We start from the raw sequence: 24,346 nt of genomic DNA on the forward strand, positions 1-24,346 counted from the left end.
TTTACTAATTTTGGGACATAAATAAGCATATATAATGACTGAAAGCACTGAAATAAAAATACTTGACAGAATAAAAAAAGCAGGACGGGGTGTGCTGTTTTTTACCGAAAATTTTATTGCTTACGGGAATAATGAAGCCGTTAAAAAAGCCCTGCAACGCTTAACCAATGCGGGGGAACTGGAACGGGTCGCCACAGGTATTTATGTACGCCCACAAATAGATAGCATAATAGGCAAAGTAACCCCCGGTATTGAGGAAATTGCCAAAGCCATTGCCAAAAGAGATAAAGCACGGATTGTTCCCACGGGTGTTTATGCGCTCAACCGCCTGGGGCTGTCAACGCAGGTGCCGTTAAATGTGGTTTACCTAACCGATGGTGCTGCCCGAAAAATTAAAATAGGTAAGCGTACCATAACTTTCAAAAAAGCCACCCCTAAGAATGTTGCTACAGTTGGAGAAATTAGTGGATTGGCAATACAGGCATTACGTACCATTGGAAAAGATAGGGTAACAACTGAAGAGATAACGAAAATTCAGCAACTGCTGAAAAAAGAAAAACCAACACGCTTGGAACAAGATATGCGCCTTGCCCCGGTATGGATTCGCGAAATCATGAAGCCTGCATTAAAACAATTATACAATGAATAAAGAAGCCTTACAGCATTGGTTTAAACTTACGGAGCAAAACAAAAGGAACATTTTTGAAGAAACTGCAAAAAGAATGGGCTTACCGGTTGCTGCGGCTGCCGAAAAAGATTGGTGGGTTGTTAAAACGCTGGAAGTAGTTTTTAAAACCGAAATTGCATCGCATACCGTTTTTAAGGGTGGTACATCGTTAAGTAAAGCATGGAACCTGATTGACCGCTTCTCGGAAGATATTGATTTGGCATTGGACAGGAAGTTTCTGGGTTTTGAAAAACCCGATTCTGAAATGACCAATTCCCAAGTCTCAAAACTTCGTAAACATTCGTTCAAATACATTACTGAGCAATATTTGCCGCTTCTTCGACAAGAATTTATCAATTCTGGTTTCTCCGATATAAACTTACAACTTGTCGAAATAAAATCACCCGACGAAGACCCTGTAAAGATAGAAGTGAATTATCCGGCTTTAACAGAAAAGACGGAATACCTGCCGCCAAGAGTGCTCATTGAAATTGGCAGCCGTTCATTAATTGAACCCTACACCGAAAGAGAGCTTATTTCATTTGTAGGCCAACAATTTAAAGAAAGAAACTTTGCTGATACTGAAATAACAATCCCGGTTGTAAACCCGGAGCGGACTTTTCTCGAAAAAATATTTCTGCTCCATGAAGAATTCCAACAATTACCCGAAAAAATAAAAGTAGAAAGAAAAAGCCGTCACCTGTATGACCTTGAAAGGCTTATGGATACTGAATTTGCAACAAACGCCCTTACTGATAAAGACTTATATAATCATTTAGTTGACCATCGAAAAATAATTACTCCATTGCGTGGAATTGACTATGCGAATCATATACCGGAAAAAATCAATCCAATTCCTCCCGATGAATTGCTGGATGCCTGGAAAAAAGATTACGAGTTGATGCAACAAAGTATGATTTACACAGAATCACTACCATTTGATAAATTGATGGCAAGAATTACTGAGCTGAAAAACAGGATAAATAAAATCAAACATGGCTGAATATACCAACGTAGAAAAACCATTTCTCGATAAGCTTCGCCAATTAAATTGGAGAGTAATAGACCAAGGCTTTGGTATACCGCAAGACCCTGAAAAAAGTTTACGGGAAAACTTTAAGCAGGTATTACTGCCCAAGGTTTTTAAAGACAGCATAAAAGCCATAAACAAAACTGCCGATGGTCGCGAATGGCTTACCGAACAACAGCTAAACGAGATTTTGTTTGAGGTACAAAACTTTGCAGGTAAAACCTTGCACGAAGCCAACAAGGAAATTCACCGCATGTTGCTGAAAGGCACAAGCGTAAATAAAAACGAAATAACAGGCGAGCAAAACCCTACCGTTCGTTTGGTCGATTTTAAAAACTGGGACAGGAACTCGTTTACTGCCATAAATCAATTCAGAATCAACACGCCCGGAAGCACCAAAACAATGATTATTCCTGACATTGTTCTGTTTCTGAACGGTATGCCTGTAATTGTGGTTGAAGCAAAAGACGATGATGAAAATGCTGAACCACTAAGCGAGGCGTTTTTACAAATTAGCAGATACGCCAACACTCGCGAAGACCGATTTAAAGTAAATGAAGGTGAAGAACGATTGTTTCATTACAACATATTCAGCATTATAACTTATGGAAGTGAGGCAAGGATTGGCACTATTAGTGCCGATTTTGAGTTTTACAACAACTGGGTTGATATTTTTCCCGAAGAATATCGTGTGGTCGATTATCCACCCGAAGAACAACGACAGGAAGTGTTGATTCATGGCGTTCTCAACAAAGAAATATTGGTTGATATACTTAAACATTTCACCCTTTTTATGGAAATCAAAAAAGGTGTGGAAGTGAAAGTGGTAGCACGTTACAATCAGTATCGTGCTGTTGGGAAAATTATTCAAAATATAAGGGAAGGAAGTACACCACTTGAACGTGGTGGCGTAGTTTGGCATACACAAGGCAGTGGAAAGAGTTTAACAATGGTGTTTCTTATCCGCAAACTTCGCAGTTGCGACGATTTGAAAGACCTGAAAATAATATTTGTAGTTGACCGTCTCGAATTGGAGGAGCAACTTTCTGATACAGCCATTCTCACAGGCGAACCCATTCGTATTATTGACAAGCGTAATCGGTTAAACGAATTAAACGATGACACAGGCGATGTGAATATGATAATGATTCACAAATTTTTGGTTGATAATAAAGTATCTGCCGAATCCTTGATTGCCGCTGGTATTATTCCAAAATTTGAGAAATTTGAAGCCATTAATACAAGTGAACGCATTTTAATGCTTGTTGATGAAGCCCACAGAACACAAGGCGGCGATATGGCCGATAATATGTTCAACGCATTTCCCAAAGGCATACGCATTGGTTTCACCGGAACACCTTTGATAACCGAACGACATAAAATAAAAACCCACGAACGCTTTGGTGGCAAACTCGATGTAAATGGTTTTCCGTGGATAGATTTTTACAAATTCGACCAAGCGGTTAAAGACCGTGCAACTGTTGAAATTAAATACATAGGCAAAGTTTCAAAAGATAAATTGGACGATAAGGAAGCATTCGATGCCGAGTTTGAAGATATGTTCAGAGAACGCACACAGGCTGAGAAAGAAGAAATTCAACGCAGATACGGTTCGTTCATAGCTTACTTGGAATCCATCGACAGAGTTTCAGAAATTTCAAAAGACATTATTGAGCATTACAGCAAAGAAATTTTAGTAAATGGGTTCAAAGCTCAGGTTGTTGCTTCAAGCATTGTAGCAGCGGTTACATACAAGAAATGCTTAGAGATTGCTATTCAAAACAAAATCACAGAATTGGAAGCATTGCCCGATGATGAAAGGGATGATGAACTTATTAAACAGTTGAAATTTTTGAAAGTACATGCAGTAGTTTCAAGTATTGGAAATAACGAACCAGCATACATTCGTGAAGCAAGAAATGAAGCATCTAATTCCGATGCGGTTAACAGCTTTAAGAAAGATTTCAATTACGATAAACCTGAAAGTGGAATAGGAATACTTTGCGTATGCGACCGCTTAATTACAGGATTTGACGCACCTGTTGAGCAGGTAATGTATTTGGATAAAAGTTTACGGGAACATGATTTATTTCAAGCCATTACTCGTGTAAACAGAACGAAAAAGGGAAAATCTTTTGGTTTGATTGTGGACTATTTTGGTGTAACTAAGCATTTACGGGAAGCTTTAGATATTTACACCGACAACAAAAAAGACATGGAGGCATTGAATGAGTTTATGAATGTTTTCCGTGATATAAATAAAGAAATTCCGGTACTTGAAGCACGGTACAATCGCATCTTACATTTATTTACCGACTTAAAACTGAATGAAATAAAAGATTTTCTGGAACAGAAATTCACAGACGATAAAGCAGAGTTTGAACTTGCCGAAAGTTGCATTGAAATGGCTAAGAACATGAAGTTCCGAGCCGAATTACTCACTTATTCTAAAAGTTTCTTTGATTCTTTGGATTTGCTTTTCAATACACAAGCAGGAACAGATTATTGGATTCAGACAAAACGCCTGGGTTATTTGTTGTGGCGCATAAAAGACCGATATAAAGATGCCACAATGGATTTGAAATGGGCTTCTGAAAAAGTTCGCAAACTTATTGACAAGCATCTTATCTCAATGGGTATTGATACAAAAGTTCAAGAGGTTTCTATTCTTTCAGATGAATTCCAAAACAAAGTGGATTCTCAAAACCATACTCCCAAATCCAAGGCATCGGAAATGGAACACGCTATTCGTTGGCACATAAAAGTAAATCTTGACAAAGACCCAACCCTTTACAGTCGTTTCAAAGACCGACTTGAAAGAATACTAAATTCCTACAAGGAGAATTGGGAAGAGATTGTAAAACAATTGGGCGACTTAAGAGAAGAAATGAAAGTGGAACGTAAAAAGGAAGAACCATTTTACGATTTGATAAACTCGTTTATTCAAAATCCTGATAGCGATACACTGGAACGAACAAGAATCATTACTGATAATGTATTGGTAATACTCAAAGATTCTGCCCAGATTAAAAACTTTTGGGATAAAAAAGCAGCTATCAGAACAATGGAAGGCTTGATTGATGAGGAATTGAGTTACTCTAAAATTGAAAGTATTAAACAAAATGCAGTTGAATTACGCACTGAACTGATGAAATTAGCGAAAAACAGAATTATTGAATTACGTAAATGAAGTTAGAAAACATTGATATTACCATAGAAAAAACCGACCGAAGAAAAACGGTTAGTATTTTTATTGAACGTGATGGTTCTGTAAGAGTACTTGCCCCAATTACATCAACAGATGAAATAATTGAATCGGCTATAAAATCAAAGGAATATCAGATTTTCACTAAACTGGCAAAATGGAAAGAACTAAATCAAGGTAAAGTTAATCGTGAATATGTAAACGGTCAATCGTTTTTGTATTTAGGTCGCAATTATCGTTTAAAAATAATAGATAATCAAGATGTTCCATTAAAAAATAGTGGCGGTTTTTTCCTTCTTGACAGAAAGCATATAGACAAAGCAGATAAGGTTTTCAAAGACTTCTATAAAACTAAAGCAGAGCAAAAAATCAAGGAAAGATTGAAACTGCTTGTAGATAAGTTTCAACAGAAACCAGCAAACATTAAAGTTTTAGAATTACGCAATCGTTGGGCATCTTGGACACCTAAAAATGGTCTTAATTTTCATTGGAAATGCATAATGGCTCCAGTTTCGGTAATTGACTATATAATTACCCATGAGATGGTTCATTTAAAATATCCGAATCATTCAACAGAATTCTGGAACGAGTTAGACAAGAAAATGCCAAACTTTAGAGAACATGAAAATTGGCTAAAACAAAATGGAGTAAAAATGTCGTTATGAGAAACAGCCAGCCCACAGTCGTAAGCACATTTGCAAGCCCACACGAGCCAACGCTCAAACCAAAGGCTTGCAAAAGAGCTTCTGCCTTTCCTGCCCACGTAACCGCCTTTCAGGCCGGTTTTAGGATTGCCCACGCTCAAAAAAACAAAATAAATTTGTGCTTCGTGGATAGGTTGATGCAGTTTGGAAATGACTAAAAATAAAAGCTAAATAAATGACAGTCAGACGGATATGAATGAACACCAGTTGCCAATCGAGTAGACTGCCCCGCCAGTAATTAGCTGACGGGGAGAGCCTCTCACACCACTGTACGTACGGGTCTCGTATACAGCGGTTCATTAAGATATGGGGCAACTTTCTCGTAATACGTAAGCAACGCTTGATAACCTCTTTTTCGCAATCGCTCCAGGGTAATGGTCGTTCCCAGAATCGGGCTTTGGGCAATAGCCCATCCCCCCATTCGCGAACGGCTCCATTGGTAGGCCTGTTCGGGTGAAACACCCAACCGGATCAGGTTCTTTCGTTTCCGTTCCGGCTTTTTCCAATGATGCCAGATACAGTACCGCAGGCGATTCCTCAGCCACCCGTCGATATCCTTCAGTTTGACCTGGATACTGGCCATCCGGAAGTAATTAAGCCAACCCTGGGAGACTTCTTTGAGCTTTTGGATGCGCTCGTCGAAGCTCATCGGGGTGGTTTTTCGGGTGATCGTTTTCAGCTTTTCTTTGAGTGATTTCCAACTCTTTTCGCTTGCAACCAGTTGGTATTTGCCTTTCTCCCCTTTTCGGTAAGTGGGTACGAATCCGTAGCCCAAAACCTTGAAGTTGACCGGACGGCGGATGCCGCTTTTCTCCCGGTTGATGGGCAGTTTCAGCTTATCCTTTAGAAACAGGAAAATGCTGTTGCCAATCTTGCAGGCTGCCGTTTTACTGTTGGTGTACACACTAAAATCATCGGCATAGCGCACATAGCGAAATCCTTGCTTTTCCAGTTCTTTGTCCAACTCATTGAGCATGATGTTGGACAGCAGCGGGCTAAGCGGGCTTCCCTGTGGCACGCCTTTACGACGCTTGACCAAGTTGCCGTTGATTTGAATCGGCGCTCTCAGCCATTTGCGGATCAGCCGTAGCGTGAGCGGGCATTTGACCTTCCTGTAGATCAATTGCAGTAAAATACAGTGGTCTACTTCATCGAAGAAGCTTTTCAGGTCGATATCAACAATATGCTGATAGCCCGAGTTGATGTATTCCTGCGCTTTTAACACGGCCTGCCGGGCATTGCGGTTAGGCCGGAAACCATAGCTGTAATCTTCAAACTCCATCTCAAATTTGATGGCTAAAACCTGACCAACGGCTTGTTGAAGCATCCGGTCGGTTACGGTAGGTACGCCCAACAGGCGGACTTTACCGTTGCTTTTGGGGATTTCCACCCCTCGAATGGCTTGTGGTTGGTACTTCCCTTGCCGGATTTCGGATTCTATCTGCTCCCTGTTAGTGGTCAGGTGGGCATATAGTTCCTTCACCGGCATACCATCAACGCCTGCCGAACCTTTGTTCGACACCACCTGACGGTAAGCACGCATCATATTCCTCCGGTTGAGTACCTGTTCAATCATTCCCGTTTTCGTTTTATTCGGTTGCCCTGTTCCGCTTAAGACAGGGCTGGCAATGCCTCCCTGACGAATTTGGAACATCTTAATGTTCGGCCCTTCACTACCTCGGTGAGTCCTCCGATTCATTCATCGGCTCGTTACCGGCAGCTACTATGTCCTCTGCTGACTTCTCACTCCGGCCAACACGTGGTTAGTGAGATCTCCCCTGGTAAAAGCTTTTCCCTTCCTCCAATGCCTGCCTGATCTACTATAAAACGATTTTGGCGTTCGTCGGACGTTACAATGATGTGCTTGCTTATCCTCGTTTAATAGCCTCGTATCAGATTCCTGTTCGTCAGTACCGGATTTTGCCGTTTGGCTTCCTTCAGTGCATTCCTCACGGAAAACCACCTTGCCACTTGCTAATACTTCCGGGCGTTACCCCAGCGTATAAGGGATTTACACCCTTTGGAAAAATACACACTTGTTATTTGCTACTATGTAAAGTTTATTTGTATTTTTAAACTTTTTCCAGAGCTTACAACAAGTGTGCGCGCTGCTTATGCAGGGCGCACACAAGCGGTATAGTTAATTGCCGGTGCAGTGGGTATTCGAGCGGCACAGCTCGTATCAAAAGTAGTTGTAACTTGATAGGAAAGTGCTTCGAAATCGGCAACTAACCATACCGCCAAACGTTACCGCCAAGTGTAAAAAAAAACGACACAGCAGACAATTTGCTACTAAAATGACAGAAAAACAAAACGAAATTATGAACAGCCAACACACAAAACAGCACATTTGCAAACCGCACAAGCCAAGGCACGACCAAAGTTTGCAAAAGAGCTGTTTTCTTGCCGACGCACCAAGATTGTCATAGAATGATTGAAATTCAAAAGATAGCAGAAATATTAAATAGCTCACCAAGTGTAGAACTTCTCCGATTGAGAAACAGAGAAGCTATCATAGTATTTCTCATAAATACATTTTCTAATCAGCAAGGAGCTATATCAGAAGAAAAAATTATTGCCCAACTTGCAGACTTCTTAGATTACAGAAAAATTGAGAAAGACGAAGAAAGTGACATTGATGTTTTTGATTCCTACGAAACAAAAGCCAAAAAATATATCTTAAGTTGGACAAACAAAGGTTTTTTAACAAATTATCCCGATGAACAAGGTGAAGTTTTTTATGAACTTTCATCTCATTCAAGCAAAACCATTGATTGGTTAGCGAGTTTGAAAAAAGAAGAATTTGTAGGTACAGAATCAAAATTCAATAACTTCTTAAATCAATTGAAAGAATTGGTTGAGAATACGAACGAAGATTCTGAAAAACGTATTCAATTATTGGAAGAAAAGAAATTGGAAATTGAACAACAAATTCAACGAATCAAAACGGGCGAAGATGTAAAAGTATTCGAGGAATTTGAAATTGTTCCTCGTTTCAATCAAATCAATCAATCTGCAAAAGAATTGTTGTCTGACTTCAAAGAGGTTGAAGACAATTTCAAAGAAATCACCAAAGGCATTTATCAAAAACACGCTGACGGGAGTTTATCCAAAAGCGATATTTTGGAATTTACTTTCGATGCACTAGATGCGTTGAAAGAAAGTCAGCAAGGAAAAAGTTTTTATGCTTTTTGGTCGTTCATCCTAAATCCCGACTTGCAAAACAAATGGGATAGTCTTACGAAAGAATTGTACAAGACTTTGGAAGAGAAATCAATTCCTGTGAGCGACCCATTCCTGAAAGGAATGAAGAAACATCTTCACAGTGCTGGCCAAAAAGTGTATAAAGCCAACGATAAAATGGCTGAAAAGCTCAGCCGTATTATCCGTGAAAACGAAGGTTCTAAATCAGAAGCCACGAAAACCATCATTCAGGAAATAAAGAAACAACTTGTTGAAATCAGCAAGATAAAAAAGAAGCCTGAAATTTCATTTGAATTGGAAACCGAAATCATGATTAACATCACGTTTGAACGCAAATTAACCACAGAACAAAGCGAAGACATTATCTACAAAGACAAGCCCAAAATTGCAGACGAAGACATCACTTCTTCCAACCATTTGGTAAAACTGTTTTCTCAATCAAATATTGACAAAGAGTTGCTGAGGAAAAGGATTAAAGATATTCTGAAAGAAAAATCTCAGGCAACACTTTTAGATGTGGTTAATTATTACGGTGGGCTTGATAAAGGACTTCCTGAATTGTTTGGATACATAGGAATTGTAAAAGAATTTAAACACGTCATTAGTACAGACAAAACTCAAAGCATTGTGTTTGATTCTGAAAACAGAAAGCAAATCAAAATCCCCGAAATTATATTGACCAAATGAATTTAGAAAAGTATAAAAAGCCATATAGCAAAGCAATTGTTAGATTGTTGAAATCACCAATTGAGCGAAACTCAAATGAATGGGAAAATATAGTAATGTATCAAAACGAGATACAAGACTATATAAGCCAAATTGGTTTGGAACTCATTATAAAAAAAGATGAAGGATTTGCCTTTGTAAAGCAACTTGAGGATAGCGAAGGTAATACTCTGGGGTTAGTTCAAAGACGACAAATTGGTTTTGAAACATCAATTGTGCTTGTTGTGCTAAGACAGAGTTTGGAAGAATTTGATAGCAACCCAACCCAGTTAGCTACTGAAAAATTTATTACAAATACTGAAATAAGGGACGAATTAGAGTTATTCCTTCCCGAAAAGTTCAATAGAAAGAGTTTCATAAAAGAACTTGACAGGTATATCAATGCTGCTGTTGATTTGGGCTATTTGAAAGAAGTCAGTAAAAAAGACAACGAAACAAGATACCGAATACATCGAATAATCAAAGAAAAAATAACACTGGATATCTTACAGGATTTCAAAACAAGATTGCAAGAATATGTTGAGTCTGTTTAGTACAAGTTCCGATAAGGCGGGTTTCAGACTTCAATACATGGAAGTTTATAACTGGGGAACGTTTGATGAGAAAGTGTTTAGGATTAACCCGCAGGGTAATAACTCCTTGTTGACTGGTGCTAATGCGTCAGGAAAAAGCACATACATAGATGCATTACTTACATTAATGGTTCCTGCAAAAAAAGACAGGTTTTACAATCAATCATCAGGCGTTGATAAGAAAGGTAATCGAACCGAAGAAACCTATGTTTTGGGGCATTATGGCAATATTCAAGAAGAAGGTAAAAGCTCTACTTCTACGCAAAAGTTAAGAGATAAAAACACTTACTCAGTTATTCTTGCTCATTTTAAAAACACAGATTTAAAACAAGTAACACTGTTTCAAGTTCGTTGGTTTAGTAGCAGTGGAGAATTAAACAGGCAATTTGGCATTGCTCATACATCGCTTGAAATAGAAAAAGATTTTCGAGATTTTGATTCAAAAGGATTGTGGAAAAGAAGGTTAGATAAAACATACAATTCAAATACAACAAAAAAGAAAATTGAATTTATTGAGGGCCCAACGGCATATGCTGAAAGAATGGCTAGTTTGTTTGGAATGCGTTCCGTTAAAGCATTGAGTTTGTTTAATCAGGTTGTCGGCGTAAAAGTTTTGGAGGATTTAGATGAGTTTATCAGAACAAATATGTTAGAGGAGCTAGATGCTGAGACAGAGTTTATTCAGTTGAAAGAAAGCTTTCTGACTTTAATGGACGCAAAAACAAACATTGAAAAAGCCAAAGAACAAATCAAACAATTAATGCCAATAAATGAGATTGCCCAAAAACTAACCAATATACAAGTTGATTTGCAACAATTAGAAAAAACAAAAGAAACGTCAGTTTATTGGTTTGCAAAAAAAGGAGTTGAATTAGGCAAAAAGGAATTAGAAAAATGTAAAGAAGACTTGCAACGTCTGAATGATGAATTAGCTTTATTACGAAACAGAGAAGAAACACTGAAACAAGAAGAACGAGCGATTTCCATCTCTATTGAAAAAGACGAAGTTGGTAGTAAAATCAAGGATTTGGAAAAAGAAATTAAGCAGCTTGAGACAAGTAAAACATTGCGAAGCAAGAAACTTGACGACTACAATAAAATAGCTCAAAATATTGACTTGCAAACAAATCCCAATGAAGATACTTTTATTGCAAACCGAGAAAAAGCAAAGCAATTAAAACAAAACACTCAACAAAAAATTGATAATGAAAGTGAAAATCTTCGTGCATTGAAAAACAAAGATGACGAATTAACAAAATCAACAGAGGAATTAGTAAGCACGATTCAAACTCTTCAAAAAAACAAAAACAATATCGCTGGACGAGAAGCGGAAATACGAGATGAGATTATTGCACAAATTGGAGCAAGCAAAGAAGAAATCCCGTTTATTGGCGAACTCATCAAAGTAAAAGAAGATGAAGTGAATTGGGAATCTTCTATTGAAAAGGTGCTTCACAATTTTGCTCTGCGATTGATTGTTCCGCCAAAATATTACTCCAAAGTAAACGAATATGTAAACAGCAATAATTTGAGAGGTAGAATTCGGTATGATAAGTATGAAGAAAACTATCTCAAAAATTTTCAGAACAAAAACATAACCGATAAATCTATAATAAATAAAATTGAAATTAAGCCAAAAACACAATATTATGAATGGATTGAAGATTATTTACAGAATCAATTTGATTTTGTTTGCGTAGATAATCTTACCGAATTTGAGCGTTATTCCGAAATGGCAATAACCCAAAGCGGACTGATAAAATTCAAAAAAGGGAAGCACGAAAAGGATGACCGTCCACATATCACGAAAAAAGAAAACTATGTTCTGGGCTGGGATAACAAAGAAAAAATTGCTGCATTAAAGAAAGAATTAACCAATCTGCAAAACCAGCAAACCGATAATAGGAAAGCTATTACAAGTAAAAATAGCGAAATAAAAAATTTAGGAATATTTAGAGACGAATGTCATAATCTGTTTTCAAAATTTGATAAATACGATGATATAAACTGGCAAATCTATGCTCAAGATATTCTTGAAAAAGAAAAACAGAAAACTGATTTAGAAAAAACCAACGACCGAGTAAAAAAATTACAAGAACAACTGAATAATGTCCAAATAAATTTAAAACAAATTTCGGATGTAGATATTTTCAATAAAAGTCAAGAGATTTTTAGCCTGAATAATTCACAAAAACGAAGAAAAGCTCACGAAAATTAAAGATAAATTACTATCTTACAGCGTCTTACAACCGTATTTCCATGAGCTCTTCAGAAAATAAAATTACCGAAAAAACTCTGGACAAGCAAACAGACGTTGCAATTTGCCAGGGAAAACTCTTCGATTTACAACCAATTGACAATAAGCGTATTGAGGTAAGTTTTACTGCATCTGAGATTTCTTCAGATGGTGGTTTGCTGTTGGTCAAAGATATCGAGAGCCGGATTGGCATCATCAAGTCGCTGGTTACTTGTATTGAGGACACCCGGCATCAAAGCTATGTTGACCACTCTTTGGAAGAGATTGCTGCACAGCGGGTATATCAGATTGTTGCTGGATATGAAGATGCCAATGATTGCAATACCTTGCGCGATGACACGATCCTGAAAATGAGTGTTGGACGTTTGCCCATGACAGGGAATGCCTTGGCATCTCAATCAACTATGACCCGTTTTGAGAACACCCCAAGAGCCAGTGAACTGTACAACATCGCGTATGCCTTTGCCAATAAGTTTATTGAATCCTACCCTTCGGAACCTCCTGTGATTATTATCGATTGCGATGACACCAACATTGATACCCACGGGGGGCAGCAGTTAACCCTGTTCAATAACTATTACGGAGAGTATTGCTACATGCCCCTTCACATTTATGAAGGCTTGTCGGGAAAACTGATTACCACCATACTCAAACCAGGCAGGCGCAGCAAAAGTGCCAATGTTTTTGGGATACTCAAAAGGCTTGTTGCCCATTTGCGCAAATCGTGGAAAAATACGGTGATCATTGTTCGGGGCGACAGCCACTTTTGCAGCAAAGAGTTGATGGACTGGTGCGTTGGACAACCCAATATCCATTTTATAACTGGCTTGACCGGAAACAGCGTATTGAATTCGAGTGTTGAAACTCTTGTAAAGAGTTGCGAAAATGAATTTGCCAGATATGCCAAACCCATAAAGCGTTATCACTCATTTGGCTACAAAGCGGGTAGTTGGGAAAACCAGCAACGCGTGATTGTTAAAATCGAAGTGACAAGCAAAGGATCCAATATTCGTTTTATTGTAACCGACCTTTGGGAATACCGGACAAAGGCACTTTACGAACAAGGGTACTGCGGACGGGGCAGGATGGAACTCAATATCAAAGACCACAAAAACTACCTGCAATCAGGCCGGATGTCGTGCAATAGCTTTTATGCCAATCAGTTCAGGTTATTCTTGCATTCAGCCGCTTATGTGCTGATGCACTCGTTGCAGGAGAACATGCTAAAAACAAAGGGGTTGGCAGCTGTTACGATGAAGACATTACGTGAAAGGTTCATTAAAATTGCTGCCCAGGTTAGACAAATGAAGACAAAAATAAAAGTGGAATTTCCAGCTTCATGCCCGCAAGCCAAACTGCTTGAGAATTACTTCCTCGAAATCGGACAGTTGCGCCGTTAGCAACAACCCAACTATATTCAAAAATACATATTAATCAGGCACTTGCAAAGCACAAGATAAAATACCTATGTTCTGTGAAGAAAATACACACAATTTTTGGTCTAAAACTAAACAGGCCAACCTCTAAAATGACCAATCGAAAACAATCGCAGACAACAAATTTTCTTTTCAGCATATGGGTTATTAAATCCCACGGCTGAAAAAATCAAATATTCACCTTTTTAAAGTTTATGAATTATTCAGGTTAGAAAGGGAAAGGATATTGAAATTATTGAAGGAGAAATAGAGGGAAATGAAAAGACAATTCAGATTACAGGTATTACTGACATTGTTGAGTTTGAAAACACCAATCTTGAAATTTTAAATATAGAGTTTTCCAATATCAAGATAACACAATCTAATTTTCAAAAGGAATTATTAAGAACAGAAACTGAACTAAAAAATCTAAAACAACAAAGCGAAAGAGATGTAGTTATTAAAATTAACACCTTTAAACAACCGTCAGAAGAAATTCTAAATAAGTTTAAGGATTGGCGTTCTGATGTGAATTCATTGCCTGATTCTACCAATTTAGACTTAATCAGTGAATATCAAAGATTTTTAGAAAGATTAGAAAAAGACAATCTTCCAAAATTTGAAAAGAAATTCAACGATTATTTGCAGGAAACCATTACCAACAAAGTGGGCGATTTCAGAATGTTTTTCGAGAACTGGTCAGATTCAATCAAAGAGAACATCAAGCATTTGAACGACTCTTTGAAAGAGATTGATTTTAAAAGTAAACCTCAAACGTACATCCAACTGGTAGCACCTAACAAAATCAGTGATGAAGTAAAGGAGTTTAGAAAGCTTTTGGAAGAAGCCGTTCCTAATGTTTATCAAATGGAAAAAACAATTGATGGAAGAGAGTATCACTTCAATAATCACATTCACCCATTTATAGAAAAATTAGATAAAGAAGAATGGCGTAAAAAAGTAATGGACGTTCGCTCTTGGTTCAACTATAAAGCTGAAGAGTTCTACAAAGAAAACAATCAGAAGTTTAAAACGTATGAAGCAATGGGTCAACTTTCTGGTGGTGAAAAAGCTCAACTCACCTACACAATTTTAGGCTCAGCCATCGCTTATCAGTTTGGCTTAACAAATAATAATCAAGGATTAGAACCAAAATCATTCCGTTTTATTGCAATTGATGAAGCATTTAAGGCACAAGACGAAGATAAAGCCCGCTATCTGATAACGCTTTGCAAGCAACTTCATTTGCAATTATTGGTTGTTACACCGAGCGATAATATTCACATTGTAGAAAACGACATTTCTTTTGTTCATTTTGTTGAACGCAAAGAAGAAAGACATTCGTGGTTGTATGATATGCCTATCGAACAATTCAAAGAAGAAAAAGCAAATTATCTGAATCAATGATTACACCCAAAGAAATAAAAGACAAAGCCGAAAGAAAATACATTTCTTTTCTACAATCATTGGTTGAGAATAGGTCTTTTGAAATACTTGTAATTCGTGGCGATAAGTCATATGCCAAATCTTCTTTATCCGAATTTGAAAAAGAAATACAACAAATCGTCAGCCAATCTAAAGAGAAAAAAGGATATGGATACACATTGGAGTTTCAGCAAATAAAAACAAAGTCATTAGGAATACAAGATTTACCAATTTCAATTTTCTTTGATACTGAAAAAGATTTCTTAAAGTTTCTGGGGAAGGAAAAAGAAGTTGAATTATTCAAAACGAGTGTAGAGATAATCATTAATGCGTTTCCTGAATTAAAAGATTGGATTATCACAAACCCCATTAAAGTTGTTAATAACCAGGCTGAATGGGAAAGTATTTTAAAAGTTTGTCGATACTTTAAACAAAACCCTAAACCAAATTTGTACATAAGGGAATTGCCGATAAAAGTTCATACAAAATTTGTTGAACGCAATCAAAGTGTAATTAGAGAACTGCTTAATACTTTAATTTCACAACACGTTTACAGCGAAGAAAAGGAGTTTGAAAAAAGATTTAACCTGAAATATGCCGAATCTCAAATTCGGTTTAAAGTTCTTGACAGAGCAATAGCAGAAAAGTTCTTTTCAGGAATTGACGATATTGCCGTTCCGATAAGCCAATTTGAAGCATTAAATTTGCCAATCAAAAAGGTTTTAATTGTTGAAAACAAAACAACACTTTATACAACTTTGACACTTCCAAAGATGAATGACACTATTGCGATATTTGGAAGCGGATATAGTGTTTACAATCTCAAAAATGTTCATTGGTTTGCCAAACTTGAATTACTTTATTGGGGCGATATTGATGTGCAAGGTTTTGAAATTTTATCACAATTCAGGGGCTATTTTCCACTGACAAAAAGTGTTTTAATGGATATTGTAACCTTTGAAAAATTCTTTGAAAATGATTTAGGAACCCAAACGAATATTTGTACATTACATAATTTGACTGAAAGTGAACAAAAACTATATGAAATTTTGAAAACAAATAATTGGCGATTAGAACAGGAAAAAATTCCATTCGATTATGTCAATGAATTTTTTGATAAAGAAAACCTCGCTTCGTAGTCAAGCACATTGGCTGGTCGCTCAAAAAAAAGCCAACGCACGACCAAAACCAGCCAAAGAGCTTGCCTACCCATACGCACGGCAGACAGAAACGAAGTAGCAAATTGATAGAAAAATGATAGAAAACAAAAAAGGCCAGTTGGTAATAAATAGGACTCTGAGCGGTCTGCAAGACCCAGCGATGAGTCGGTGTTGAACTACACCCCGGCCCTAATTGCAGAATTTTTATCTATGTACTTAATGACCGTTTTGGGGATATTGTTAATTTGAATGGTGTTTCAGGTGAAAGAGAAAAGAATATAATGAACCTTTAAAGCACAAATATAGCGATTAATCGAAAATACAAAATCACAATTAGACTATGAAAATTTTAAAGTTTAGGCACATCAAAATAGTGAGACAAAAAAATAAAGATAAAAGCTATCCCGTAGGGATTTAGTTCAACACCTTGTACAAACAACCGTAAAAAAAGTGAAGGATGCGCTACGGGGCATCCTTCCTGTTTATCGCTTTTTCAATCCATCCGGTTTTTGTTTCTTCCCCCTTTAAAAAATAACCAAACCAATCCAGAATGCGGGTGGTCAGGTCAAATTGATTCTGCAGCTTTTGCAGGCCATGTCCCTCGTTTTTATAAAACAGCGCGATCACATCTTTTTTATTCCTGCGCAGGGCGTTATAAAAGGCCATGGAGTGGTCGCTGGTTACATTCTGGTCATCCAGTCCTGACCATAACAGCACAGGTGCATTCACTTTTTCCGCATGATAAAGCGGGTTGTTTTTAAAATACAGGCCTTTATCGGATGAGAAAGGCTTTCCCAATCTGTAGTTGTTGGCTTCAATCCGCACATGATCAGGAAAACGAAAGTTATAATTAAAGGCATGGGAAGCCCAAATGATATCGCTGTGGCCGGAGCCGGAGACATAAGCAGCAAAACGTCCGGAGCGCGTAGCAATGTAACTGGTTTCATAGCCACCAAAGGAGTGCCCGATCAAGCCGGGCCGGTGTTGATTGATCAGCGGCTTGCGGGCCAGGGCATCCAGGGCGCGGTGCACACAATCCAGTGCATCCATTCCCGGGCCTTCTTTCCCTTGGACCAGGATATCCGGCAAATACACAAAATACCCGTTTTCAAGCAGCAGCCTGATGTTAAAGCCCAGGCTTTCGTAATACGAAGGGTACGGGTACCGGTTAGCCAGGCGGTATTGCTTTTCGTAAATATGCACCACCATGGGGTATTGTTTTGAATGATCGAAGTTTAACGGGTAATACAAAATACCTTTCAGGGGAATACTGTCGCTGTTGGTATAAGAAATGATCTCCTGTTTCAGTGACAAAACGGCTGTATCCTGCGGGTTGCTTTGGTACAGCGCCTGTTCCGGTTTGCCCGTCACTTTGTAAACCAACCGGGGCGGCAGGTTGTAATCTTCTTCCAGCCAGGAAAAACAGGTAAACGACGGGTTGTAGTTCAGGTTTTGGATACGTTTGGCCGTCGGGGCTACAATTGTCTTATACTGGCCATCTTTCCATAAGATGTAAGTACTCCTGTTTTCTGACGGCTCATACAGCTTAATCACCAAAGGCTTATCCGGGCTGACTGTCTTTTCAAATAAGTTAAACCCCGGCAAGGTCGTGCGTGAAGTTCCGTTCAGGATTGTTGTTTGATATCCTTCGAAACTGTTCCATTGTACAAGTTCTTTTTGCTCCGGGTCATAACGCCACAGCCCGCCATCGCCGTCAAACAGCACCGTTTTGTCATCAGCCTCAAAATAAGGTGTTTTCAGCTGGGCACCACCAACCGTCTCTGCGGTGCCGGATGGGATGTGGTAAACCTGCCAGGTGTTGTTTTTAAAGTACAGGGCATAGTGGCCATTGGGGGAAGTATATAACCGGGAGGAGATGGTATCAATCACCGTGTAAGTATCACTTATCCGGTCGTAGCGGCAGATTTTCAGCGGTGCATTTTCCCGGGTATAATCCTCTAACAGATAAGGGTCAATGCTCAAAAAAAAACGTTCATTCCCGATGTTGGCGCTTTTGGTGAGCTGCTTGTTTCCCAACGGTTGAAGCTTTTTGTTTTTCGGTTCCCAGACATAACAGACCTCCCGGGTAGACGGAAGAAATTTCTCTTTCAACCGGTTATCGTTACCATACCAGATATCAACCGGAGAAGTGTCATCTTTCGGCTGGTGTATCCACAGTCGTAAAAAATAAGTACTCCCTTCGCTGATCACATCGGTAAAGGCCCGCTGAAATGACATGGAAGTTATCTCGTTTAAGGACCAGGCGGTTTTTGTATTGAAGTCCAGGTACAGTACTTCAGGGGACGAACCTTCCGGGTTTTGCTGGTGGACCATCATCCCTTGCTGGTTGGCATCGACTTCCAGGGAAGTAATTTTTTGGGACGTTGTGTACACCTTTTCTGTTGTTTTTCCTTTGAGCCGGAAAACATCAAAAACAGGTTCCGGGTTTTCAGTGACCGCGTAGATGTTTCCATTTCCGGTAAGGTAGAACTGGCTTACATGCTCCAGGGTATTTAGAAGCGCTCCGTTGGTGTCACGCAGTTCCAGCCTGTTGTTTTCGTCTTTGCCATAATGCAGCACCAGTTGATTTTTGCCTTTCAGCACCTGCATGCGCTGCAGGCAGGTAAAATAACGGCTTGTTTGCCTGTTCAGGTCCAGTAATTCTGTTTGCAGTTCACCGGATAAGAGCAGGTGGGTGTTCCCAACAAAGGCCATGTTCCTGACCTTTTGCCGGCAGGCGGCGATTTTAGGCTTACCGGCCTGCCGGAGGTCAAACAACAGTACGGTGTCCTTGTCCAGGTCGTTTGGGTCACGGGCAGGTACCCAGCTTCGTTTGCGTAAAACCAGCCAGTTCCCGTCGTCCGGCATCAGCGGGGATGCCAGTGTGTGAAAGGTTTCCGAAAACAGGCGGCTTTGGTTGTCATACCGGCTTTGCCCGGTTGATTCCCGGCCTGCCGCAAAGAGCAGGCACAGGAATAACAGGAACAAGGAATACATGGACTTTATCATCAGTAACCGGGGTTTTGCGGGTGAAGGTTTGAATTAAGCAACAACTCGCTTTGCGGCAGCGGCCAAAGCTTTTTATCATCATCCCAGTTGGTTTTCAGGGAGCTTAGTTCATCCAGGCGGCCCAGGCGTTTGAGATCGAAAAAACGGTGGCCGAACTCGCAGAAAAACTCGCGGCGTTTTTCTGCCAGCAATTCCGTGATGAAAGCTTCGCCCGATAATGAAGCCAATGCTTCGAGCCCGGCCCTTTCGCGGGTGGCATTCAGGTAAGGCAGGGCATCATCCGGGCGGTTTTGCCGGGCCAGGGCTTCGGCCAGGATAAAATAGACCTCCTCGAGCCGGAAGATCACGGAATATTCATTGGTGTTGGTCCCGTTTGTCCGGTTTTTGTATTTAAACGGGCGGTGCCAGGAACTGCCGCTAACGGTGACTACTGCCATCCACGTCTGCCGGCGAAGGTCATTGTTTGCAAAGGAACCCAGCAGATCCGTTGTCAGGGCATAGGCATTGGGCGCCGCACCCGTGAAATAATAGAAGGACGCTTCCCGTGTGGCATCCCCGCTGTTTTGCGGTTTCAACTGCCAGAGGATATGGCTGCCGCTTTTATTAAACACTTCGTTTAGATCAGCCTGGAACCGGTATAAGGGCGATTGCAGGATGCCTTCGGCCGTTTGTTCCGCCAGCTCCCATTCTCCCTGGAGCAAATAAATACGTGAAAGAAGCAGTTCGGCTGCTTTGCGGTTGGGATAAATGCGTTCGGTATCGCGGTATTCGTCTTTCAAAAGGGAAACGGCTTCGGTCAGGTCAAGCGCCAGTTGCTCCAAAACGGCCTCTGCCCCGGTTTTGCTTAAACTCCGGTTGTATTCGTAGTCGGGGCTGGCCGTATAAGGGATATCGCCAAAAAGCTGCTGCAGGTAAAAGTAAATCAACGAGCGGAGAAAGAGGGCTTCGCCTTTGATCCGGTTTTTATCGGCGCCGGACAGGGCCATTGAATGTTCTGCGCCGTTAAGAATGGAGTTGGCATAGTAAATTTGCTGGTAAGCGGTCTTCCAGACACTTGCTATGTAAGTGTTGGTTTGCTGGGGTTGGCTTCGGTAAATATCCATTACCCCGTTCTGGTCATTCAGGTAGCAATCCAGCTCATCAGCAAAAGAGGCGGCCAGGATGCTGATGGTATAATACCCGGCGCCGGAGATAACCGACTGGTCGCGCAGACCGGCGTATAAACCTGCCAGTGCGGCATTGGCGGTCTGGACATCTTCAAAAACCTGTGCCGTGCCCAGTTGGTTGGTGGGATCGTTTACCTCGACCAACTCTTCGCAGGAGGCCAGGAGCAGCGCCCCGAGGAAGAAATAGAGATATCTTTTTTTCATGTTGTCATTTTTTAGTGATGTGTGTTTCAGTATTCAGTATTCAGTATTCAGTGATCAGTGACCAGTCAACCAGTGTCCAATGTCGGATGACCAGTGACCAATGCCCAATGCCCAGTCTTCGGTATTGGAAAATTGAATCCCGATCATTTAAAATCATATTTCATCTGTCTCATCTGCGTTCCATACCTTTTTCTAAAAGTTTAGCTGGACACCGAGCGACCAGGTTTTCAGGGGAGGCAAAAAGCCGGTCAGAACAAACTCCGGGTCCACGCCGAAATAATCCGTTATCGTCAGCAGGTTTTGGCCCTGCACGTAAAACCGGATATCCTGTACATATTTGTTTATCGGTAGCCGGTAACCCAGCTGGACATTTTTGAGCCGGATAAAGGAAGCATCGCCGACGGTGGCCGTACTGCCCCTGAAATACCCCAATAATTGGTAGATCGCCGGGTGGGCGCCTGTCGTATAGGGCATGTACCGGCCGTCCGGATTGGTTTCAGACCATACATCCAGCAATTCCACCGGTTGGTTATACATCACCCCGGGATTGGGCAACAGCGCATGATAGTCCTGCTGCCGTTGGTTGACAAACTGGAACAAAAACGAAAACTCCCATTGTTTGTAAGTGATCTGGTTTGACCAGCCTCCGAAATACTTCACGCCCACTTTTTCGATCACCTTGTTATCATCGGGTGAAGTGATGGCCCCGTCGGTATTGTAATCGGTAAAGACATACAGGCCGGTTTCGGGATCGATGCCCTCGTAGTTATACACCTTCATAATGGAGGTTGGATACCCCACCACGTACTGGTTGGCATAGGTGGAGCCTTCCAGCCCCGGAAAGGACACCAGCTTGTTTTTCGGGAAACTGATGTTAAAGCTGCTGTTCCAGTTGAACCGGCCAGTTTTTACAGGTGTGGCGCTGAGTTCCAGTTCCAGCCCCTTGTTTTCCACCGTGGCAGGCAGGTTGGCCTGGATACTGGCAAAGCCGGTAGTGGCCGGCAGGGGGATGCCCACCAGTTGGTTGCCCGAACGGTTGCGGTACCAGGCGGCGCTGAGCCGGATGAGGTCTTTCAGGAAGCCCAGTTCCAGTGCCGCTTCAATTTTGGTTGTTTTTTCCCAGCTAAAATACGGGTTGTGCAGCCGGGAAGGGTTCAGGGCTACGCTGCCCCCGTAACCGGTACTGCTCACCGTGTAGGTGTCCAGGTACTGGTAGTCGCCAATCAGGTCGCTGCCGGTTGTCCCGTAACTGCCACGCAGTTTTCCAAAGCTGAACCAGTGACTGCCCGACAAAAAACTTTCTTCGCTGAAAAGCCAGGCGGCTCCCACGGCCCCGAAGCTGGCAAAACGTTTGTCAGGGCCGAAACGGCTGGAACCATCGCGGCGCCCGGTCAGGTTCAGGATATAGCGGTTTTTGTACTGGTAATTGATGCGCCCGAATACCGCGGCGTATTTGTATTCCGTCTCCTGGTCCTGTGCAACGGTCACCTTTTTGGCAGCAGCCATGTTGGTGATCAGGGCATTGGTATCGAAGCCAACACCCGACAGGCGCAAAGCTGAAGTGGTTGTTTGCTGGTACGTGCCGCCGATCAAGACATCCAGCTGATGGCCGTTAAAGCTGCGGGCATACTGCAACTGGGGTTCGGCCAGGTAAGAAAACCGCTGGCTCCGGCTTTTTGATGCATTGGAACTGGCAGGGGTTATACCAAAGGAGGGGTTATAGATGGTACTGGGACGTAGCACAAGCTCCTCAAAAAACTGGTGGTTGATCCCCCCGTTCAGCCTGGCATATAGAGAAGGAAACAGTTCGTAGCCCAGGTTCAGGTTGATGTTAAAGCTTTTGCTGTCGTTGCCGTAAGTGCTTTCGTAAGCTGCCACGGGATTGGTAAAGGTGTTGTTTTCCCAGTTCAGGCTGCCGTCTTCCTGGTACAAAGCGGGGGCATTGGGACTGAGCCGCAGGGCCTGGCTGGTGATATCGGTTTCAATCAGATTATTCGATTGGACTGAAAACTGCGCGGAGACGTTCAGGGCCAGCCGCTTGTCGCCGGAGCGGTGGCTCAGGTTTCCCGATACGTTATCGGTTTTGTAGCGGAAATCATCAGAGAAAACCGTGGTTTGCCGGTTGTGGCTGCCGCTGATCAGAAAGCTGGTGTTTTCGCTGCCCCCGCTTAGTGAAAGCTGCACGTTGGTATTGACGGCCGTTTTGCCAATCAGTTCATCCTGCCAGTCGGTGTAGCGCTCCTGGTCCCAGACACCATTCACATCATAGGCGTTGGCGGGATAGTTGGCGATACCGTCGTTGATATAAGCCTGCCGGCGCATGTCCAGGTATTGCTCCGTGTTCATCAGTTCCATTTGGTTGGCTACCCGGCTGATTCCGTAACTGCTGTTGATGCTAAAGGATGTTCTACGCGCGGCCTTTCCTTTTTTTGTGGTAACCAGGATCACCCCGTTGGCGCCACGCGAACCGTAAATGGCCGTGGCATCGGCATCTTTTAAAATTTCGATGCTTTCAATATCATTGGGGTTAATGGCCGCAAGCGGGCTGATTTCGGTGTAAGGCAAAATGCCACCGGATAAAGAAGAACTGCCCTCTGCGCTTACCGGTACCCCGTCGATAATGTACATGGGGTAGTTGCCGGCGCGGCGCAGGCTGTTGGTTCCGCGGATCTGTATGCTGTAGCCGCCGCCGGGTACCCCGCTGCCCTGGGTGATGCTCACCCCGGCCATACGGCCCTGCACCGACGAAAGCACATTGCTCACCGGCTGGTTTTCCAGCTCTTTGACCGTTACCCGGGCAATGCTGCCGGTACGCTCCCGGTCTTTCACGGTGTAATAGCCCGCGTTAATGGTGACCTCCGAAAGGGTGGTCACATCTTCCTGTAGTTGGACATCGATTTGTGTTTGTTCGCCAACCACTACTTCGCGGGTTTGAAAACCGATAAAAGAGAAAGAGAGCACGGCGCCTGCCGGTACGCCCTTTAAAATATAGCTGCCGTCGGCGGCGGTAGTGGTTCCAACAGGTGAGGGCCCTTTTACCACCACATTAACACCCGGCAAAGGCTCGCCTGCCGGGCCGGTAACAAGCCCTGAAACGGTGGGGGACTGGGCCTGGGCAGGGAAAGCCGAAAGAAGGATTCCGGCCACAAGCAGGAGCCATAAGCCGTGGTGTTTGTGTTTACCGGGCAAAACGTTTGCCGGTAAATGAGGGTTATAATCATACATGGTTATGTCTTTTTTTGGGTTATTAACGGGTTGACAAGTTTGTGTTGTTGGAATGGAAAAGGTGGTTGGGCCGTCTCATTCGGGCGATTTAATCTTTTTTGCGTACAGGATTTGGCGGTGGCGCAGCGAGTACACATCCCGGCACCGAAACGGCCCGAAATGTTCGACACGTAGGACCATATGTGCATGGGGCAGGATAATTAAGAAGGTACGGTAGCTATCGAACTGGAGCATGACAGGTTGTTTTTTGGTTTTAAAAGAAAAAAGTGTTTACCCTCCCGGCCGCATGGCAAAAGCATCGGAGGTAAACCTGGGTAATTTTGGTTACATGCAGTAATGCTCAAGCTGTTTTGAGCATTTAATTGTAGCGTTTACGC

Annotated in this window: 15 protein-coding genes; 10 read left to right on the forward strand and 5 right to left on the reverse strand. The window is 41.7% G+C overall.

The features are described from left to right. Positions 1-34 precede the first annotated feature (34 nt). The 4 genes from AC6H3C_RS13335 to AC6H3C_RS13350 are packed head-to-tail and all read left to right on the forward strand — an operon-like array spanning position 35 to position 5,567. Positions 35-649, forward strand: coding sequence for a DUF6088 family protein (locus AC6H3C_RS13335; protein WP_497515878.1), 615 nt, complete (start codon positions 35-37; stop codon positions 647-649). Beyond that, positions 642-1,670: a nucleotidyl transferase AbiEii/AbiGii toxin family protein gene (locus AC6H3C_RS13340; RefSeq protein ID WP_497515879.1), complete on the forward strand. Its 1,029-nt coding sequence runs from the start codon at positions 642-644 to the stop codon at positions 1,668-1,670. Before AC6H3C_RS13335 ends, AC6H3C_RS13340 begins: the two co-directional genes overlap by 8 nt. Beyond that, entirely contained in the window at positions 1,663-4,887 is a 3,225-nt protein-coding gene (locus tag AC6H3C_RS13345) for a type I restriction endonuclease subunit R (RefSeq protein WP_497515880.1), read from the forward strand. The genes AC6H3C_RS13340 and AC6H3C_RS13345 overlap by 8 nt, the downstream gene beginning before the upstream one ends. After that, positions 4,884-5,567, forward strand: coding sequence for a M48 family metallopeptidase (locus tag AC6H3C_RS13350; RefSeq protein ID WP_497515881.1), 684 nt, complete (start codon positions 4,884-4,886; stop codon positions 5,565-5,567). The genes AC6H3C_RS13345 and AC6H3C_RS13350 overlap by 4 nt, the downstream gene beginning before the upstream one ends. 298 nt (positions 5,568-5,865) lie before the next feature. Here the strand turns inward: AC6H3C_RS13350 and ltrA are convergent, their stop codons facing one another. Continuing rightward, the gene (ltrA, locus tag AC6H3C_RS13355) at positions 5,866-7,260 is read right to left on the reverse strand and encodes a group II intron reverse transcriptase/maturase (protein WP_497515882.1); all 1,395 of its coding nucleotides are present in this window, start codon (positions 7,258-7,260) and stop codon (positions 5,866-5,868) included. Positions 7,261-8,036: 776 nt separating this feature from the next. Here ltrA and AC6H3C_RS13360 point away from each other — a divergent pair. The 6 genes from AC6H3C_RS13360 to AC6H3C_RS13385 all read left to right on the forward strand — a co-directional run bounded on the left by AC6H3C_RS13360 (position 8,037) and on the right by AC6H3C_RS13385 (position 16,344). Next, positions 8,037-9,497: a DUF3375 domain-containing protein gene (locus AC6H3C_RS13360; RefSeq protein WP_497515883.1), complete on the forward strand. Its 1,461-nt coding sequence runs from the start codon at positions 8,037-8,039 to the stop codon at positions 9,495-9,497. Then, positions 9,494-10,069: a DUF4194 domain-containing protein gene (locus tag AC6H3C_RS13365; protein WP_497515885.1), complete on the forward strand. Its 576-nt coding sequence runs from the start codon at positions 9,494-9,496 to the stop codon at positions 10,067-10,069. The genes AC6H3C_RS13360 and AC6H3C_RS13365 overlap by 4 nt, the downstream gene beginning before the upstream one ends. A gap of 37 nt (positions 10,070-10,106) precedes the next feature. Continuing rightward, positions 10,107-12,326 carry an ATP-binding protein gene (locus AC6H3C_RS13370; RefSeq protein ID WP_497515886.1) on the forward strand — a complete coding sequence of 740 codons (2,220 nt, stop codon included), beginning with the start codon at positions 10,107-10,109 and terminating at the stop codon, positions 12,324-12,326. A gap of 41 nt (positions 12,327-12,367) precedes the next feature. Continuing rightward, a complete protein-coding gene (locus AC6H3C_RS13375; RefSeq protein ID WP_497515887.1) occupies positions 12,368-13,765 on the forward strand; it encodes an IS1380 family transposase in 1,398 nt (465 codons plus the stop codon). A 543-nt stretch (positions 13,766-14,308) separates the two neighbouring features. Continuing rightward, positions 14,309-15,187, forward strand: coding sequence for an SbcC/MukB-like Walker B domain-containing protein (locus tag AC6H3C_RS13380; RefSeq protein ID WP_497515888.1), 879 nt, complete (start codon positions 14,309-14,311; stop codon positions 15,185-15,187). Then, on the forward strand, positions 15,184-16,344 hold the full coding sequence (locus tag AC6H3C_RS13385; RefSeq protein ID WP_497515889.1) for a Wadjet anti-phage system protein JetD domain-containing protein: 1,161 nt from the start codon (positions 15,184-15,186) through the stop codon (positions 16,342-16,344). Before AC6H3C_RS13380 ends, AC6H3C_RS13385 begins: the two co-directional genes overlap by 4 nt. Before the next feature lie 483 nt (positions 16,345-16,827). On the opposite strand, the gene AC6H3C_RS13390 is transcribed toward AC6H3C_RS13385, so the two are convergent. The 4 genes from AC6H3C_RS13390 to AC6H3C_RS13405 all read right to left on the reverse strand — a co-directional run bounded on the left by AC6H3C_RS13390 (position 16,828) and on the right by AC6H3C_RS13405 (position 24,203). Next, the gene (locus tag AC6H3C_RS13390; protein ID WP_497515890.1) at positions 16,828-19,374 is read right to left on the reverse strand and encodes an alpha/beta hydrolase family protein; all 2,547 of its coding nucleotides are present in this window, start codon (positions 19,372-19,374) and stop codon (positions 16,828-16,830) included. Next, positions 19,374-20,744 (reverse strand): RagB/SusD family nutrient uptake outer membrane protein, encoded by a 1,371-nt coding sequence (locus tag AC6H3C_RS13395; RefSeq protein WP_497515891.1) that lies wholly within the window; start codon positions 20,742-20,744, stop codon positions 19,374-19,376. The genes AC6H3C_RS13390 and AC6H3C_RS13395 overlap by 1 nt, the downstream gene beginning before the upstream one ends. 192 nt (positions 20,745-20,936) lie before the next feature. Beyond that, on the reverse strand, positions 20,937-23,969 hold the full coding sequence (locus tag AC6H3C_RS13400; protein ID WP_497515892.1) for a SusC/RagA family TonB-linked outer membrane protein: 3,033 nt from the start codon (positions 23,967-23,969) through the stop codon (positions 20,937-20,939). 75 nt (positions 23,970-24,044) lie between these two features. Beyond that, complete coding sequence (locus tag AC6H3C_RS13405; protein ID WP_497515893.1) at positions 24,045-24,203, reverse strand: hypothetical protein; 159 nt, start codon at positions 24,201-24,203, stop codon at positions 24,045-24,047. Between the last annotated feature and the right edge of the window lie 143 nt (positions 24,204-24,346).

It is taken from the genome of Gaoshiqia sp. US2 (assembly GCF_059705485.1).